This window comes from Escherichia sp. E10V5, assembly GCF_004212315.1.
Lineage (GTDB): Bacteria > Pseudomonadota > Gammaproteobacteria > Enterobacterales > Enterobacteriaceae > Escherichia.
Genome location: NZ_RHJM01000014.1, coordinates 1 through 14,761, shown reverse-complemented (window position 1 = coordinate 14,761; position 14,761 = coordinate 1). Strand labels below are relative to the sequence as shown.

Sequence of the window (14,761 nt, the reverse complement as noted above, 5' to 3'; positions counted from 1 at the left end):
TATACGGCGGGAGACATCCCGCCGTAGGCTTACTGTCAGGCTTTCAATAGCGATTCTTTCAGATATCGGGCATCAGCCAGGGCGTTTGGAGTAATCTTGCGAACCCATGCATTACGGGTTGGACTCCACTTAAAGGCGCGTGATTTAAGCAGCGAACGAATGTTTGCCTCTGGTTTGCCAGGGAAATAAAACAGGATGCGGTTATCCTCTGGATCTATCTCCATAGAAAAGCCGTCGTATTCTTCGCGCTGTGCTCCTGTTACAGACTTGACCGATTCAAGCTCCTTAATACGGCTCTGTAGTCGTTTGATTTCGGCGTTATTGTTGCTCAGTGCGTATGAAGGGAATCCGATGCGCCCACAGAAATCTCCGGCCAGTAACTCTTTGGCTTCGCTTTCTGTAAACCTGAGATCGATTAATGCAGAAAGCTGCTGTAATTGGTCTTTTTTGTATTTGCGAATGGCCTTATTTGCGGCCTTCATTTTGACGTGTGACTTCATGCAGCCTTGCAGCTTACGAAGCAACTTAAATAGCGCATCAGGATCATCAGACGAAATTCCATTACGACCAACACCTGCGGCTTTGCTCTCGTAGTGTGATGCTTTACTTTCGCATTCAACAAACGCTTTTCTGAATAACGCATCAGCTTTAGACAAACGGCGGCGATGGCCTTTCGCGCTATAATGGTCAACTAAAATCGGCTGGCCTAACGGGATCACATCCAACAGGTCATGCGCTCGCTTATGCGCTACCGCACCTTCTTTTCTGGCTTTTTCTGCACGAGCAATATATCGGGCAAGACGCGCGTTCTGGCGTTCCTGATAGGTGTTTACGTAATCATCTCCGCGCTGCTGCTGTTCAAGCCATGCTTTGCGCAGATCTTCTGTTACGTCCACCAGCTCCGCAGGGATACAACCAGTTTGGGCTTCATAAGAGTAACCATCCTCATAGATGCGCCCATCGTCTTCAACAAAGAAAAAGGTTTCGTGCTCATCGCTTTTGACCATACGACCATTAACATGGCGTAATAGGTAGCCAGTATCAGTGCTTAACAGGCTGTTAGGGTTGTTGATCCAGTCAGAAATAATTACTTGTTTATTCATCAGATTTCTCCGGTTTAACCAGGGCGGGTATCGCTCGGTTTCGGGTATAACCTTAGGAAATTTTTTCCTACCTGTAAAGCACTTTTTATATAAATATATAATTATATATTTATAGATTTTCGATGTTCCCGATGTCTACACACCATCAAAACAGCTCAAAATGACACTTTTACTCTCTTCGCTTTTTCAAATAGTCGACAACATACGCCCTGGCTTTTGCCAGCTTCCGGCGATACTGTCTGAGACTAAGAGAAAGGGCGTGGGCTTTATCAATATGCGGTGCATTTATGTCGAGGCCCCGAATCTCCCACGCCCCGTATTCAATTCGGACAACCAGCGCCGCAGTCTCATCAACTACCGTGAGGGCCGTCACCGCTCCCTCGATACTGGTTTCCAGTGAGTCATTTGGTGCGCCGCCCCCTCCGGTAAACTGGCAACGCGTAACCATCATCATTTCTAACATCGACGCGAAACCGCTACGGGCGTTGCAGCCATTGCGCACCCACAGCGCCCATAGCTCAAACAAGCTATCCAGATCGCGTCTCACTGTTCAGATCTCCCGTATCGTGACGGGATAAAGCGCCTCTACCTGCTTTTTCTTCATGATGTAGACGTCTGTTCGCACACCTTTAGTGTCGACACAATCAATCGTCCCATCGTCATAAAACACCATGAAATCAAGTTTATAAACGACACCACCTGGCAGATGAAAAGGCACCTGCATAAGAAACGTCACAACGCGGCCAGCTTTTCTCAGTAGCTTCAGTTCGCAGTAGTAATCAGCCTCTTTTTTGCTATCAAAAGCGATATCATCGACAACAGTTTTTTTATTGCCGTATTTGCTTTTCCTGGTCGCTGGTTTGCGAAAGCCGGTATATCTCATTTGGTATCCCCTGGTACTTCACCAAGACTAAGATCAAACCCAATTTCGTCTTTAACTGACTGCGGTAACAGCTCCCACGTCTGCGCACACAAAAATTCATCGGTGCCATAACGCTCAACAAAGCGAGCACAATTACTCAGGGGAGGGTGACGAACGGCAATATGCGGAGGCACGCGCCCACCACCAGGCACAACACCGCGATGATGTGGTGCGCACAACCCAAAGCTATGGAAGTGGCAATTCTCATCAACGCTGCCGTAATCAGGATCGTGATGTAGCTCCGTCCACAGCTCTGGATTCTCAATTTCACGGCCATCAATAATGCAAGCTATGCAACCCACGTGAGTGAGCACCGCTTGTATATAAAGTTTCTCTTTCTTCGTTGGTGTACGTCCGTTCATCAGCGCCCCTTACCATTGATAAAGAGGTTGAACTCGTTGATTAACTGGACATACATGCTTCTGGCCGCGTAGTTCTTTGCCAGCTCTTTACGGGATGAGATCCCGCAAAACTCACGCAGAATCACAGAGGCCTCAGAACTGTTTGAAATGTTCTTCCCTGTTTTACTGGTCAGAAAGCGCCAGAATTGGGGATTCTGGCAATGCATCGCAGCACCGCGAACATAACCACTCATTGATGGCCCCCGTCATTTCTGGTGCTTTTCACCGTGCGGCTGCTTAAAAACCTGCCATTACGAGAAACAGACACATCTCGTTTACCCAACCTCATTTCACGGCGGTAACATTCAGAAAATGCCTCGTCCGGCAGCATATAAATGCGACGCTTCGCCTCCGTATCCAGAAGAGAACGGCTTGGGGTTACATATAAAAACGACTCATCAATAGGGACAAAACCACGAGCAAGAATTGCTGGCAGAATGCCAGGAAGAACGCAGAAAACAGCTCCACGATGCAGCAACATCTGGTACTCCATGACCTCCGTTATCCCCGTGACGACTGTTACGGTGTCACGTCTGTTACGGCTGGCAACCAGTCGCTGCACACGTCCAATTTTCTGCTCTACAGATAGACGTTTACTATCGTTATCAATATGATCGATAACAAATCCCTTAATCGTTTGATCAAGGTAGTGCACCACCTGCGATTGAATCTGGTGATTATCACCAAAGAAGGCCAGAATCATCATTCCTCAAGCCTCCCAAGTGCTGAACGCCGGGCGTTGCTAATCTCCTTATGAATCAGCTCGATATCGCTGGAATCTTTATTCTTAAACTCCAGCACGGCAATCGCATCACGAACCTCTGAAACGGTTACGTGTGAGTGTTTCCAGCGAGCAATGAATCGCGGACCGCGTAGATTGCAACGCTCCGCAGGCATCCCCAGCTCAGAGAAAACCGCTTTCAGCCTTGATAAGCAGTTAACAGGGAGATTCCCTTTGATCTTGTTCTGCCGAACCGATGTGCCATCGCTACGCTGGCGCTGACGTTCGGCAAAATCTGCCGCCCATTGCTGGACGTTAATCCGGCCTTCCGAATACGCCACCAGCAGCGTCAGGTTATCCGCACGAGGGAATCTCTCGAAGCGATACCAGGCACCAATCAGTGATGACGTAAAGCCAAACTTTCTGGCAACACCAATTTGGCCTCCATTTTCGTCAACCCACTCCTGAAAGGTCATTTAACGAACTCCAGTTAAACCACGATATGTGGTATTAAAACCACATATCGTGAGTTTTTCAATGGGCGAAACAAAAAATAGCCTTCTATTTGTGGTCCACATCTCGTCTTACCGCGTGAAAACCACTAAATGTGGTAATGTATAAATAACCCACCATTCACGATTGATGAGACATGAAAAGCAACGACGAGAACATCAAGAAAGAAATAGGTCTGCGCATTCAGACTCTACGGAAACAATCCGGCATGACTGCCGGAGATCTCCAGCAAGTCACTGGAATAGGCTTAAGCACCTTGCAGAACTATGAGGCCGGATTAAGACAACCATCTATACCTGCCATCAAGAAAATCGCTCACGCCCTGAAAGCATCAGCGCCTTATATCGCGTGCTTAACAGATAACCCGTTCCCACCCCAGAATACTAACGCTCCTGTTATTCCTGGGCTTGTAGCTATAAAAAATGACATAGCATCGCACGCCGGAGAAAAGCCAGTGCTGGCGATAGAACAGGAGATTCTACGAAGCAAGAACATCAACCCATCGTCTCTGTCAGTTCTCCAGAGCAACGATGAGTTAATGTCACCAACAATATCCCCTGGCTCCCAAGTCCTGATTGATACAGACGATACAGAGATTCATGAGGGGATCTATGCCCTTGAAGACAGAAATGGCCTGGTTGTTTTGAGGCACTGTAGAGTCATACCGGGTGACAATGCTGTTATGCTGTCAACCGAAAGGGATGCTGAAATGAACACTAAGCATCTGAATAACGAGGAATTTAAGCGTTATAAAGTTCTGGGCCGCGTAGTTAGTGTTGTCAACTGGTTATGATACACAGCACGGCGAAAGCCGTGCATTTCTACGCTCAAAAAAACCACATTTTGTGGTTTTGACAACATGTGAAAGTATACAAGAGGCTACGCATGGAATTACATACAGCCAATAAAAACGAAACTCTGATCACTGCTGGAATCGAAATCCAAGCGTTGAACATAGCGATTGAGTGTATGTTATGCCAAATCATTGATAATGAGAAAGATATCGACTGGATAGAATCTATCCTTCATCTGGCATCAGAACAAAAAGTCTGCCTCAAAACGGCCTTACAATACGATGTGCCAGCGGTATCGAAGCTGTGCCAGCCATTGATGGCATATAACAGGGCTATTATTTCTGTATGCCTCATGATTCTCGATGAAAACCCCCTCTTAGCGACCGCTCAGAAGCTGCTCTAACCCTCTCACGTAAACAGCGACAGCTAGCAAATCAACTGATATCAACAATAGCTGACCTCTGACTGCAAGCGGGCGCCAGCCCGCTTAAATATTATAGATTTATATAATTATATAAAGTGCTTTTCATCCGCTCAAAAGTTGGTTATGCTTACCTCATTCTATAAATATAGATTTATAGAATTATATAATCAAACACATGGAGTCTCGACAAATGACTATATCTGTAGGTATTTTCAACGGAAAAGGCGGCGTAACCAAATCAACCATTGCCCGTGCTTTAGCAGTTGCTTATGCAAAGGCTGGCTGGAATGTATGCCTGATCGATATGGATGTGCTTAACGGAACGGTAACGCGTTGGGTACAACGCAGAATGGCCAACAATATCGAACCTGCAATCGCGGCGCAGCCGTGCGGCACGCCATCACAAGTCCAGAAAATCATCGAATCAGAAGTATACGACCTGGTTATCGTTGATGGCGGTGCCTACGCATCTGAATCAGTACCGAAGCTATCTGAATTTCTGGATATGGTTATTTTGCCAACCCGATTCTCTACCGATGACCTTGAAACCACCGTTAACACTGCTCACGGCATCGTTAAAAAGGGCGTACCAATCAAGAAAATTTGCATGGTGTTTTCCGGCGCGGCTGAAAACGAAGCTGACTACATCGAAGCCCAAGAGTACCTGGCTAATACGCCATACTTTGTTGTCGATAAGTACATTCCCCACAAGCCAGCTCTGAGCAAAGCTCAGGATAAGGGCTTAAGCCTCATTGAGTGCTCATACGTTGCGCCACGCAAAAAGGCAGACGACGTTATTCAGGGGATTATCAACCAGCTTGAGGCTCTGACTACTGCCGCGTAATATATAATTATAGTTTTATAGATTTATATAAGAGGGGATACACATGGCCGCACCATCAAAACCACCAAAGAAGAACAGCAAAGGCGTACCGCCATCGATCGAACAACCGCAGGTTTTCGACCCGACTGAAACGCCAACCAGAACCAAATCAGGTGGGGCACAAATGGCGTTTAACGTCGACCCTGAATTTAAACGCGAGTACAAAACGTTCGCCAGCTCAATGGATATGTCATTGAAAGAAGTGCTGACAAAGTCTTTTGAGTTACTCAAGGCTCAATACAACCAGAAGTAAGAGAAGGTGACGGCCTCCAGCGCCAACTGTTGGCCGTCGCGACACAACAAGGGGAATTTGTTATGTCCGAGAAACAATATACACGGTTACTGAAAACTCGTCTAACCGACCTCAAACGGCTGCAAGCTGGTCGCTTATTTGCCCTGCTATCCACCAGGCCAGAATGGGTACGTGAAGCAGTTCTGAAAGGCTTAATGCGCTCCAGCGTTTAAATTCAACCATAAAAAAGGCCCCCGAAGGGGCCTAATCGCTACTTGCTGCTAATGTTTATCGTCACATTCAGAGCGTTATCAGTAATCTTCCAACCCTCCCCATGTGGCGTAAACAAAGCCCCAGTAACAACGATAAAAATACACATACAGTATTTTTTCATTGTATGGCCCTTACAGGCCGTTTCACGGCATCCCCACCGACGAAAACAACGCGAGAGCAAGCACGGCTGCTTGTGCTTGCATGTACGGCAACAGGAAATCCTCCCCTAAAGTCGGTGCCCGGGTGCGAATCGGCGGGAAGGTCCACAGGTATTTTACGATTATTTTAAGATTAGTAATAGGAAATAAATTAAACGAAAAAACCAGTTTATTTTCACAAAATCAGTAACCTACCCACAATCTGTGAGTTTGCAGACACAACAAGAACCACAATTTTTTGAAGCATAATAGTGGACTATTATTACCTTTTGGGTAAAATCAACTTGCTGCTTGTGCTTGCGTGGTTGTTTATACAACAACGTAATGCTGAAAGGACCGCGAATCCGATCAGCACGAAAGAACCGTCCTCAAAAGGACGGTTTTTTTGTTTCTTCACTCATTAAAACAGTCCACGACCTGTTGATGACTCCAGATAATCTCGATTATCCACATCAGCACCGTTATCGACCCAATTTCTATATGCTTCATCGCAACAATACATTACAGCAGTTGGAGTAACAGGGATGCCGCCCCCAAATGAGAATCCCATTGAGCTAATGCTAACTCTTTCTAATGGCCTATTTCTCAATGCTTCAAACCCCTTGCTATTAAAGTAACGCAGCATCAGAGGTAAAAGGTTATCCTCGTCCTGACTGATTGTTCCAGGGAAAAAGAAGTAACCATAACGGTTAAATTCGGGAATAAGATTTTCTACCAATGACATGAAATTCACTGGAGTAATATTAAGGGCTGTGAAAGCACCAAAAAGGGCGTCAACTGTTAATATAGACTGCCCGTTCTCTATCTTTGTCCATGCGTTTGGTGTTTTTCCAGCAGCTTGAGCCAGTACTCCTTGATGCACACCTCTTTCTAGCCTAAGTTCTTTTATGATCATTAGGTGAATGGTTGAAAAACATGAGTTTTTTGACAGTTCAATCATTTTTTATCCCCATACTGAATTTTTTCTTGTTCCCGACTTTAACAAAACATCATAACTCAGGACTAATTGATTCCTTACAGGAACTATACATTCCCGTTTTTAGCATATCAAGAAAATTAAAAGCCCCGCATTCAAACCCACACTATGTGGTTTAGTCTGTTAAAATCCCGCCGTATTGACATGAATGCGCCATTGGTGGACACTTTCCGAGCCGTAGCAAAATCTACGGCCGGGATTGGAACCCCGTAGACACAATGGCGCATACCGCGTTAGCGGTTTTTTTATGCGTAAAGCACTGCTACACCCAAATTATGGTGGGGCGTGCGGGGGAGTCGTAAGACTCGCCGGTTCGTCATTGTGTCCGGTAGTTCCAACCCTGCACGTCTCACCACCCAATGATTGGAACCTGACGGTGGTGAGTATCCTTAACCTTTAAGGGAATCATCACAATGACAAACCTACCCCATGACTATTACGTCAACCTCGTAAAGATCCTTCTCAAGAAAGCCTCATACGCCGATAAATTCCGCCTGGCTGAAATCATCGAGCGCGAAGCTATGCGCATCGCCAGCAACGATAACGCTGTTTCTGACGCAAAAATCTCCCTCGTAACCAAAGTTGTTATGGGAGGTGCAAAATGAAAACGCTTCCGATCGTTAACACCCTACAGCCTATCCTGCATAATCAGATTCCAGTAATCACAACTGAGCTACTCGCCCGCCTTTATGGAACAGAAGCAATCCGTATACAGCAAAATCACCATGAAAATAAAACTCGGTTCATTGAGGGGAAGCACTTCTTTAAAGCTGTTGGTGATGAACTCAAAAATTTGCGACTAGTTTTAAACGAGTCACAAAATGAGGTGCAAATTTCCCCCAAAACTCGCTCTCTCATCCTCTGGACAGAACGCGGGGCTGCACGTCACGCTAAAATGCTCGAAACCGATCAGGCGTGGGATGTATTCGAACGGCTGGAAGACTGCTATTTCAGCCAGAACGCGCAAACGGCCGCGACCGTAACCGTCTCGCCAAACAATGCTCGTGAGGTTGTCGATACGCTCAACGCCAAACCGATGTTTTACATTAAAGTGTGCAACAACGAGCCACTCACAACCTCAGCCGATGTTGCCCAGGCATTCAGCACCACAAACAATTCCATCGTTATGGCCATCGATGCGCTACGCATTCCTCGCACGGCTGCGGCGCGTCACTTCTTTAAAGAGCAACGACCGCTGGAAGGAAGCGACCGCGAAATAACAATCTATCGCATGACAAAAGACGGATTTACCTTGCTCATGGAGAGCATCGACGGTCCAGGCGTGAAAGATATCAAGCTGGCCTACATTGAAGCCTTTAACGCTATCAGCAGCGTGTTAAAAACACAGTACGAGCGCGATCTGGCTAAACGACTGTACCAGGAAAAAACGATTATCCGCGCGGCAACAGAGCATAATCGGCTATTAACGGAACCGAACTACAGAAAGGAACTAATCAAGGAGTTTGACAAGGCAACAGGGAAAACCAAAGCGGCGCTAAATCTGCCAGCAATGACTCAGGAAAATGTGATATCAGCCTTACTTCTTGATCTGCTCAGAAACGCCAGAGCACTTATCAGCTTTGACGAAAACCTGAATCCTCAGCTCAAGCTACTACCACCGACAGGCAAAGTAGTCGACCAAGCTGATCACAACAGCATACTCAGCGTTCTGGATGCAAACCTGCCAGCCAGGACACTACAGGATCTGATAAAAACATGTGCTGATAAGCTGGCACAGAAAAGCAGACCATAACTACAAGGGGCTACGGCCCCTTACTCTTTTCTCTCTTATCAACGCCAGAGACTTTCTGAAAATCCTTTCGAATAGCGTCAGCGTCACGCGCCAAGCCCATACTCGAACGTGTCGCCATATGACGAAAATGATCAACTGCCGGAAACAAAGAAATAATGGACCCAATAGCTTGCAGCAAACTCGCTTTTCTACGCATCATAATTCCACCATAACCGATAACCACCCTTCAGACACAACCCCCCCTCCCCCCATACAGGGTGCCCTTTACCGGAGTTCCGGCCCCTTCTCAAAAGCATCAAAAAAAGCTCGAGATCGAGTACCGGAACTCATGCCACCAGATAGCTCCACATCGTTTCCAATGCTTCGCCGCCGTGTGCGCCCTGTGGCCCACAATCATGCCATTGGTCGTCTGATATACCTTCTTCTGCTCATAGAGCACAGGCGAGTTGTCGCACTCCTGCCTTTCTCAGACTCGACTTAGTTTAGATCGCTGTTCCTGGCTTGCGTCAGCACACTTTCCCCTTGTACGCATACCCGCGCGCCACTTCGCCCAAAAACACCGAACCCAACGAAGTGGCAAAGACAACGACGCGAGCGTGAGTCTGAAATGGGCACCAGTAAAAAAGGGGTTGCAGGCGCAAAAAGATTTGATTATCTTTAGACGCAAGAAAGCCGCCCCAATCAAGAGGTGTCTTTTTAAATCCAGCCTACCAAGCAAGATTTAAATTTCAGACTGAAAACCGCCCGGCAAGGCGGTTTTTGTCTTTCTGGCGCTTACATTACACCACCATAAAACGATCCGTAAAGGATCATTTGATCCCTTGTTCCAATTCTGACGACACTTTAACCTTTTCCCATACAAGGGTTTGCAGCCTTAACAGAATCGCGTCTTTATCAAGGTGTGAAAGATCCTTCACCATATCGTCAAACGACAGAACGCGAATGGCCATCTCAATGACCCTCGGCGGCTCCCCCTTCTCATATCGCTTATATGTAGCCAACGATATCCCAAATTCTTCGGCGGCTCGCTCCTGCGTCCAGTTCATCCCACGACGCCATAATTTCAATTCATAACCCGTCATAGCATTCTCCTCGCACAATATTAACACTCGCAAAGTGTCAAAATGACACTTTGCGTATTGTGTTTACTTAACGAGGAATAAAAATGGTTTATTGTTCGGCGGTGTAATCGGGGCTGGCTCGCTTTTGATCATGCGATCAGTGTACCAGGCCAGCTCCTTGTCAAAGTAAGCCTGATTAAAATAGGCAATGAATGTAGTTTCAAATCCATAACGGCCGCTAATACGCAACATCTGATTGCCGTTCTCTGTTTCCAGATATACCTGGGCACGTTCCTGATTCTCCTTCAGCCAGGTTAAAGCCTCATCGCACGAGGACACACGATACTCATCATCGTAGCCGTCATCGATGCGGCTTGAAGAAGAACGGCAAATCACGCCAACAGAACCAGCCAGGATAGTTTGAATTTTAAGGAAAGCGTTTTTGCGGATTTTAATCATGCTCATCGGGTTATCTCCGGTTTAACCAGGGCGGGTATCGCTCGGTTTCGGGTATAACCATAGGAAATTTTTTCCCACCTGTAAAGCACTTTTTATATAAATATATAATTATATAATTCTATAAGCACAAAAAAGCCCCTTTGCAACAGGGGCTTATCATTCGTTCTGATCAGATGTTAAACGCTATTCGTTTTCCTGTGGGAAGCTCAACATCCAGGCTTAATTTGCCTCCCATAGCTTCAACGTAACGCTTTAATGTCGCCAGCTTTAAATCATTTCCGCGCTGCTCCAGCTTTGTTACTGCTGGCTGGCTTATACCCATCGCCTCAGCAACCTGTTTTTGTGATAACTGGAGTTCTTCACGCATCATCTGCAAGCCGACCTCAAGAATCATCTCATCTGCCATTTCTTTAATTCGCGCCTGGCTTTCAGGTGAACGGCTGGCAATCGCCTCATCTAATGTTCTCATTACTTGCTCTCCAGTGTGTTCAGATGTGCTGCAAACTCATCCTCAGCTATACGCACCAGTTTTTCATAAAACCGCTTATCGTTACTTTTGTCTCCTGCACAAAGAACGATGGCCCGGCGAATCGGATCGAACGCATAAAAGGCTCTTATCGGACGGCCAGAAAACTGAACGCGAAGCTCTTTCATATTTTTGTACCGAGAACCTTTTACGGTATCGGCATATGGCCTGGGTAACTCAGGTCCGTAAACCTGTAGCTTTTTCAAATCAGCCAAAACCTTTTCCTGAAGAGCGTCTTCTTGCTCATTTAGCCAGTCGTCAAATCGCTGGCTAAAAAGTACCGTCCACATGCTCAATCCTATAACCTGTAGTTTATATCACTAACTATATAACCCGTAGGTTATAATTTCAAGAAAAACGGGGCTATTTAACATAATGGACGTTATCGGCACCACCGGATCACCGTTCGTTGTCGGATCTAAAAAATCCGCTCAAAAGATCATGTTTTCCTGGGCGTTTTCCACCGTTTTTTATGTTGCTTATTTGTTAATGAAATCTCGTTTTCAGTTTCGCCTTATTTTCGACGCGAAAGCCCTATTTTTGTGACTTTACTCCTGGCATATGGACTTCCCAGCGCCGAATCCCCATAGCTGCGCAAAAATCAGCCACATAATTCAATCCCGCCCATTCGCGGATACCACCACGGGCTTTTTCAATGAAAACGGCAATCCCTTTTTTATTGAGAGCAAAAAGCCGCCAGCTTTTTGTCACTTCGTCCTGGGTAGCCACAACACAAGTGAAAGCGCCCATGCGATACAGGTCCAAGAACTCTTTGCGTGTTTTGCGTACAAGTTCCATAACAAACCTCATATTTGCATGTTTCAAACATCTGTTTTGTTATCAATGAAGATTAACCCTAACCCAGCGAAGTAGCACAGCAGCGCCCAGGCTGCATACGGAATGCTGGATCTGGATGTGGACTCCTTTAACATCTGCCAGTTGCGAACATTGCGACTATCTTTTAAGCCAAGTTTTTTGGCCAACTGCGAGCCGCTCATTCCGGTCAGGCCAATGACTGCCCGAACTTCTCCACATGTAGGAGATTCCCATTCATCCGCTTTTTTTAAACAAGCCGGATTCAACATTTTTAAAACAGTATCTTTATCCATAACCATCTCCATTTATTATATCTACGATGGTAGGAAATCTTTTCCTATGTGGCAATAGAAATTTACTACATTGCGTATAAGACAAGTTTTCTATGTCTAATAGGAAATGATGTTTCTTACGTTTTATCGCGTTCTGATGGCTACAGTGTGCGTATTTATCGACGTTTATTGATAAGGCTCGCCCCTTCTTCCTGCAAAGCCCGGCCGTAGGCCTTATTTCGGCCTTATATAAATTGATTTTGTATAGTTCGAAACGCGCCGTTTCGAAAAGGATGATCAGGCTGCTCCATGCCTCCGGCAAGTGCCGGAGGAGGTATATTTGAGCGTAGCGACTCGAACCGGCGCGAGCTTTGGCTCGCTGCAAGGGCGAACATATTCACAGGCAAAGCCTGCGTAAGTTAAATAAAGAAAGTTTTAATAAAAGAAAGTGATTTTGCATTTATTTGTTTAGTGCATCTATTATAAAAAACCATTTGCATATACATATCAAAACTGTGGATAACTTTATTAGCCGATGCCTGTAAAGGCGATATTTTTGCTGTGTTCAGGTTTAGAGAAAATTAATTTAGATTGTTTTTTGAACAGATATTTTATTGCGACGTAGATAATCCTCCGGTAAAACCGGATTCATCATTCAGGTGGGTTAATGTTGGAGTGATTTCCAGGTCTTTCTTAACCTGTTATAACGCTGCTCAACGAGGGATCGTAAATATGCAAGGTCAGCTCCAGGATACATGCCATCAGCAAATTCCTGGCTAACCTCTCTAGTGATTTGATGACGAAGTTCGGCCTCTCCCTTTTCCCGAACAAGACGCGCAGCTCTCTCCGCTGCTTTCTGTTTTGCCTTTATCTCTCTGGCCGTCTTCCTCTGACGCCATACATTCTCCATCTGCTCCTGAATAACAATACGCTTATAATCAGCCTCCGTTATCGCTTTTTTAAGCCGTTCGCTATTCTTCGCATTGAAGTAATTAAGTTTCTGGCTAACCGCACGTCTCCATGCTTGTTCAGTAATACCAACGGTTTCCAGCAGTTGATCACGAATCTCTATTTTCGCTGGCCAATACTGTTTATTCACCCGATCCCAGCGACGTTCATAATCAATAAAACCTAACGCTTTCAGTTGCGACAACGCCCTTGTACAGCGCGTTATAGACTTGTTCCCTGCTTCGGATACGGTAGACAGGCCGCAAAAATCAGCCAACGCCTCAGCACTAGCCAGAACCCGCTTAGAAATGATGTTTACATGGTGCAAAATCGCAGCGATCACAGCATTAATCGCCCGACGACGATGCTCGTTTATCCGGCGCTTCCGCTCTGACGGTTGATTAACGTAGAACGCAACCTCACACGTAAGATCACGCCCATTAATGCGCTGTAAAGCATCAGATAACACCAGCGGCAGCTTGTGCGTATGGTGCTTTGGAGGCTGGAACTCCGGCGACAAATTACAAACGTAAGCTGAACGTAGAGACGGCATTGGTCTATCCATATGTTCGCTCTTGCGTCCACGGAAAACCAACGTATAATGGGAGTTGTCGAGGCGCCCATGGATATTTTTGTTGGTTTTTCCGTGGATGTCGCAAGAAGCCCGCAGATTTATCTGCGGGCTTTTTGTTTCCATATCTGGTCAGTTTCCAACCAGACACCCACAATCATAACCACGTTACGTGGTTTTAAGAGAACTCTACCACAACACTTTCGGTCATGCACGAAGTCTCTCACTGATCGAACGATAATCCACCAGTAAAAGGATCTAAATTGGATCTCGTTTTGCGAGCATCATACTACTGGCCTAACTCCAGTCAATGATTCCCAGCCGGAAACCTGCGGTAAAGCGTGGATAAGGTAACATCGAAGATAATCGCTATCCGCTTACGTGAAACACCATTCGCAATAAGCCTTCCGATCTGTTCCCATTGCTCTGGTGCCAGCTTTGAGCGGCGTCCTCCTATCCTGCCGTTAGCCCTTGCCACCGCCAATCCTGCACGCGTTCTTTCAATCATATTTTCCCGCTCCATCTCTGCGACTGCACTCAGCATCGTGTAGGCAAAGCGGCCAATTGAAGTGCTAATTTTTATCCCTTCCGTAATCGAAATAAACTCAATGTTGTTTGATAAAAAATGGTTAAGTAAATCAACAAGATGAATCAGAGAACGCCCCATTCGGTCCAGCTTCCAGACAATAACCGTATCGCCCGGTCGTAACACCTTCAGTAGCTTATCAAGTCCTGGTCGTTTTGATTTAGCACCGGATATTTTATCTTCAAAAATCCGGTCACATCCTGAACTCCTGAGCGCCTCCAGTTGTAATTCCAAATTCTGGTCAAAAGTTGACACCCTCGCATAACCATATTGCATACTTTCTAAACCGCGATTGTTGCTAAAAGCGGGAAAAAATATCGTTCAGACGACACAGAGGCAATTCGCAAAAACCTCGGTTTACAGGAAACG

23 protein-coding genes and 1 pseudogene are annotated in these 14,761 nt (G+C 46.0%); 8 read left to right on the top strand and 16 right to left on the bottom strand.

What is annotated here, in order from left to right; all coding sequences use genetic code 11:
- Window positions 1-35: 35 nt before the first annotated feature.
- From D9738_RS11270 to D9738_RS11240, 7 genes are all read right to left on the bottom strand, one after another.
- Window positions 36-1,103: a DUF3560 domain-containing protein gene (locus D9738_RS11270; RefSeq protein ID WP_024227027.1), complete on the bottom strand. Its 1,068-nt coding sequence runs from the start codon at window positions 1,101-1,103 to the stop codon at window positions 36-38.
- A 169-nt stretch (window positions 1,104-1,272) separates the two neighbouring features.
- A complete protein-coding gene (locus tag D9738_RS11265) occupies window positions 1,273-1,650 on the bottom strand; it encodes a hypothetical protein (protein WP_001250512.1) in 378 nt (125 codons plus the stop codon).
- A gap of 3 nt (window positions 1,651-1,653) precedes the next feature.
- Window positions 1,654-1,986 carry a DUF1064 domain-containing protein gene (locus tag D9738_RS11260; protein ID WP_001270825.1) on the bottom strand — a complete coding sequence of 111 codons (333 nt, stop codon included), beginning with the start codon at window positions 1,984-1,986 and terminating at the stop codon, window positions 1,654-1,656.
- Complete coding sequence (locus tag D9738_RS11255; protein WP_001014473.1) at window positions 1,983-2,387, bottom strand: Ref family recombination enhancement nuclease; 405 nt, start codon at window positions 2,385-2,387, stop codon at window positions 1,983-1,985. The genes D9738_RS11260 and D9738_RS11255 overlap by 4 nt, the downstream gene beginning before the upstream one ends.
- Window positions 2,387-2,620, bottom strand: a complete 234-nt coding sequence (locus D9738_RS11250) for a hypothetical protein (RefSeq protein WP_000017467.1) — start codon at window positions 2,618-2,620, stop codon at window positions 2,387-2,389. The genes D9738_RS11255 and D9738_RS11250 overlap by 1 nt, the downstream gene beginning before the upstream one ends.
- Entirely contained in the window at window positions 2,617-3,132 is a 516-nt protein-coding gene (locus D9738_RS11245; protein WP_130260200.1) for a hypothetical protein, read from the bottom strand. Before D9738_RS11245 ends, D9738_RS11250 begins: the two co-directional genes overlap by 4 nt.
- Window positions 3,129-3,623, bottom strand: coding sequence for a hypothetical protein (locus D9738_RS11240; protein WP_000143880.1), 495 nt, complete (start codon window positions 3,621-3,623; stop codon window positions 3,129-3,131). The genes D9738_RS11245 and D9738_RS11240 overlap by 4 nt, the downstream gene beginning before the upstream one ends.
- 173 nt (window positions 3,624-3,796) lie before the next feature.
- Here D9738_RS11240 and D9738_RS11235 point away from each other — a divergent pair, with 173 nt between their 5' ends.
- The 5 genes from D9738_RS11235 (at window position 3,797) to D9738_RS24750 (ending at window position 6,226) form a co-directional block, all read left to right on the top strand.
- Window positions 3,797-4,453: a helix-turn-helix domain-containing protein gene (locus D9738_RS11235; RefSeq protein ID WP_021543140.1), complete on the top strand. Its 657-nt coding sequence runs from the start codon at window positions 3,797-3,799 to the stop codon at window positions 4,451-4,453.
- 92 nt (window positions 4,454-4,545) lie between these two features.
- Window positions 4,546-4,857, top strand: a complete 312-nt coding sequence (locus D9738_RS11230; protein WP_240780584.1) for a hypothetical protein — start codon at window positions 4,546-4,548, stop codon at window positions 4,855-4,857.
- A gap of 211 nt (window positions 4,858-5,068) precedes the next feature.
- Entirely contained in the window at window positions 5,069-5,722 is a 654-nt protein-coding gene (locus D9738_RS11225) for a ParA family protein (RefSeq protein ID WP_000156167.1), read from the top strand.
- Between the two features lie 43 nt (window positions 5,723-5,765).
- A complete protein-coding gene (locus D9738_RS11220) occupies window positions 5,766-6,014 on the top strand; it encodes a hypothetical protein (protein ID WP_000730008.1) in 249 nt (82 codons plus the stop codon).
- 62 nt (window positions 6,015-6,076) lie between these two features.
- The gene (locus tag D9738_RS24750; RefSeq protein WP_165383330.1) at window positions 6,077-6,226 is read left to right on the top strand and encodes a hypothetical protein; all 150 of its coding nucleotides are present in this window, start codon (window positions 6,077-6,079) and stop codon (window positions 6,224-6,226) included.
- Window positions 6,227-6,824: 598 nt separating this feature from the next.
- Here D9738_RS24750 and D9738_RS11215 read toward each other — a convergent pair.
- Window positions 6,825-7,364 carry a helix-turn-helix transcriptional regulator gene (locus D9738_RS11215; protein ID WP_240780583.1) on the bottom strand — a complete coding sequence of 180 codons (540 nt, stop codon included), beginning with the start codon at window positions 7,362-7,364 and terminating at the stop codon, window positions 6,825-6,827.
- 449 nt (window positions 7,365-7,813) lie between these two features.
- Between D9738_RS11215 and D9738_RS11210 the strand changes: the two genes are divergently transcribed.
- The 3 genes and pseudogenes from D9738_RS11210 (at window position 7,814) to D9738_RS25080 (ending at window position 9,153) form a co-directional block, all read left to right on the top strand.
- Window positions 7,814-8,005 carry a hypothetical protein gene (locus tag D9738_RS11210; protein ID WP_000183351.1) on the top strand — a complete coding sequence of 64 codons (192 nt, stop codon included), beginning with the start codon at window positions 7,814-7,816 and terminating at the stop codon, window positions 8,003-8,005.
- Window positions 8,002-8,358: pseudogene (locus D9738_RS25085) on the top strand (ORF6N domain-containing protein); the annotation flags it as partial. The gene D9738_RS11210 and the pseudogene D9738_RS25085, both read left to right, overlap by 4 nt.
- Before the next feature lie 78 nt (window positions 8,359-8,436).
- Window positions 8,437-9,153, top strand: coding sequence for a Rha family transcriptional regulator (locus tag D9738_RS25080; protein ID WP_265326995.1), 717 nt, complete (start codon window positions 8,437-8,439; stop codon window positions 9,151-9,153).
- A gap of 809 nt (window positions 9,154-9,962) precedes the next feature.
- Here the strand turns inward: D9738_RS25080 and D9738_RS11195 are convergent.
- From D9738_RS11195 to D9738_RS11160, 8 genes are all read right to left on the bottom strand, one after another.
- A complete protein-coding gene (locus tag D9738_RS11195; RefSeq protein WP_000148348.1) occupies window positions 9,963-10,235 on the bottom strand; it encodes a helix-turn-helix domain-containing protein in 273 nt (90 codons plus the stop codon).
- Between the two features lie 63 nt (window positions 10,236-10,298).
- Window positions 10,299-10,679 carry a hypothetical protein gene (locus tag D9738_RS11190; protein ID WP_130260198.1) on the bottom strand — a complete coding sequence of 127 codons (381 nt, stop codon included), beginning with the start codon at window positions 10,677-10,679 and terminating at the stop codon, window positions 10,299-10,301.
- Window positions 10,680-10,842: 163 nt separating this feature from the next.
- Window positions 10,843-11,142, bottom strand: coding sequence for a helix-turn-helix domain-containing protein (locus D9738_RS11185; protein ID WP_001259435.1), 300 nt, complete (start codon window positions 11,140-11,142; stop codon window positions 10,843-10,845).
- Window positions 11,142-11,489, bottom strand: coding sequence for a type II toxin-antitoxin system RelE/ParE family toxin (locus D9738_RS11180; protein ID WP_000269912.1), 348 nt, complete (start codon window positions 11,487-11,489; stop codon window positions 11,142-11,144). The genes D9738_RS11185 and D9738_RS11180 overlap by 1 nt, the downstream gene beginning before the upstream one ends.
- Before the next feature lie 244 nt (window positions 11,490-11,733).
- Window positions 11,734-11,997: a hypothetical protein gene (locus tag D9738_RS11175; RefSeq protein ID WP_000424604.1), complete on the bottom strand. Its 264-nt coding sequence runs from the start codon at window positions 11,995-11,997 to the stop codon at window positions 11,734-11,736.
- A 23-nt stretch (window positions 11,998-12,020) separates the two neighbouring features.
- Window positions 12,021-12,308 (bottom strand): hypothetical protein, encoded by a 288-nt coding sequence (locus tag D9738_RS11170; RefSeq protein WP_000356589.1) that lies wholly within the window; start codon window positions 12,306-12,308, stop codon window positions 12,021-12,023.
- Window positions 12,309-12,951: 643 nt separating this feature from the next.
- Window positions 12,952-13,932: a plasmid replication initiator RepA gene (gene repA / locus D9738_RS11165; protein WP_240780582.1), complete on the bottom strand. Its 981-nt coding sequence runs from the start codon at window positions 13,930-13,932 to the stop codon at window positions 12,952-12,954.
- 181 nt (window positions 13,933-14,113) lie between these two features.
- Window positions 14,114-14,668: a recombinase family protein gene (locus D9738_RS11160; RefSeq protein ID WP_001199266.1), complete on the bottom strand. Its 555-nt coding sequence runs from the start codon at window positions 14,666-14,668 to the stop codon at window positions 14,114-14,116.
- Between the last annotated feature and the right edge of the window lie 93 nt (window positions 14,669-14,761).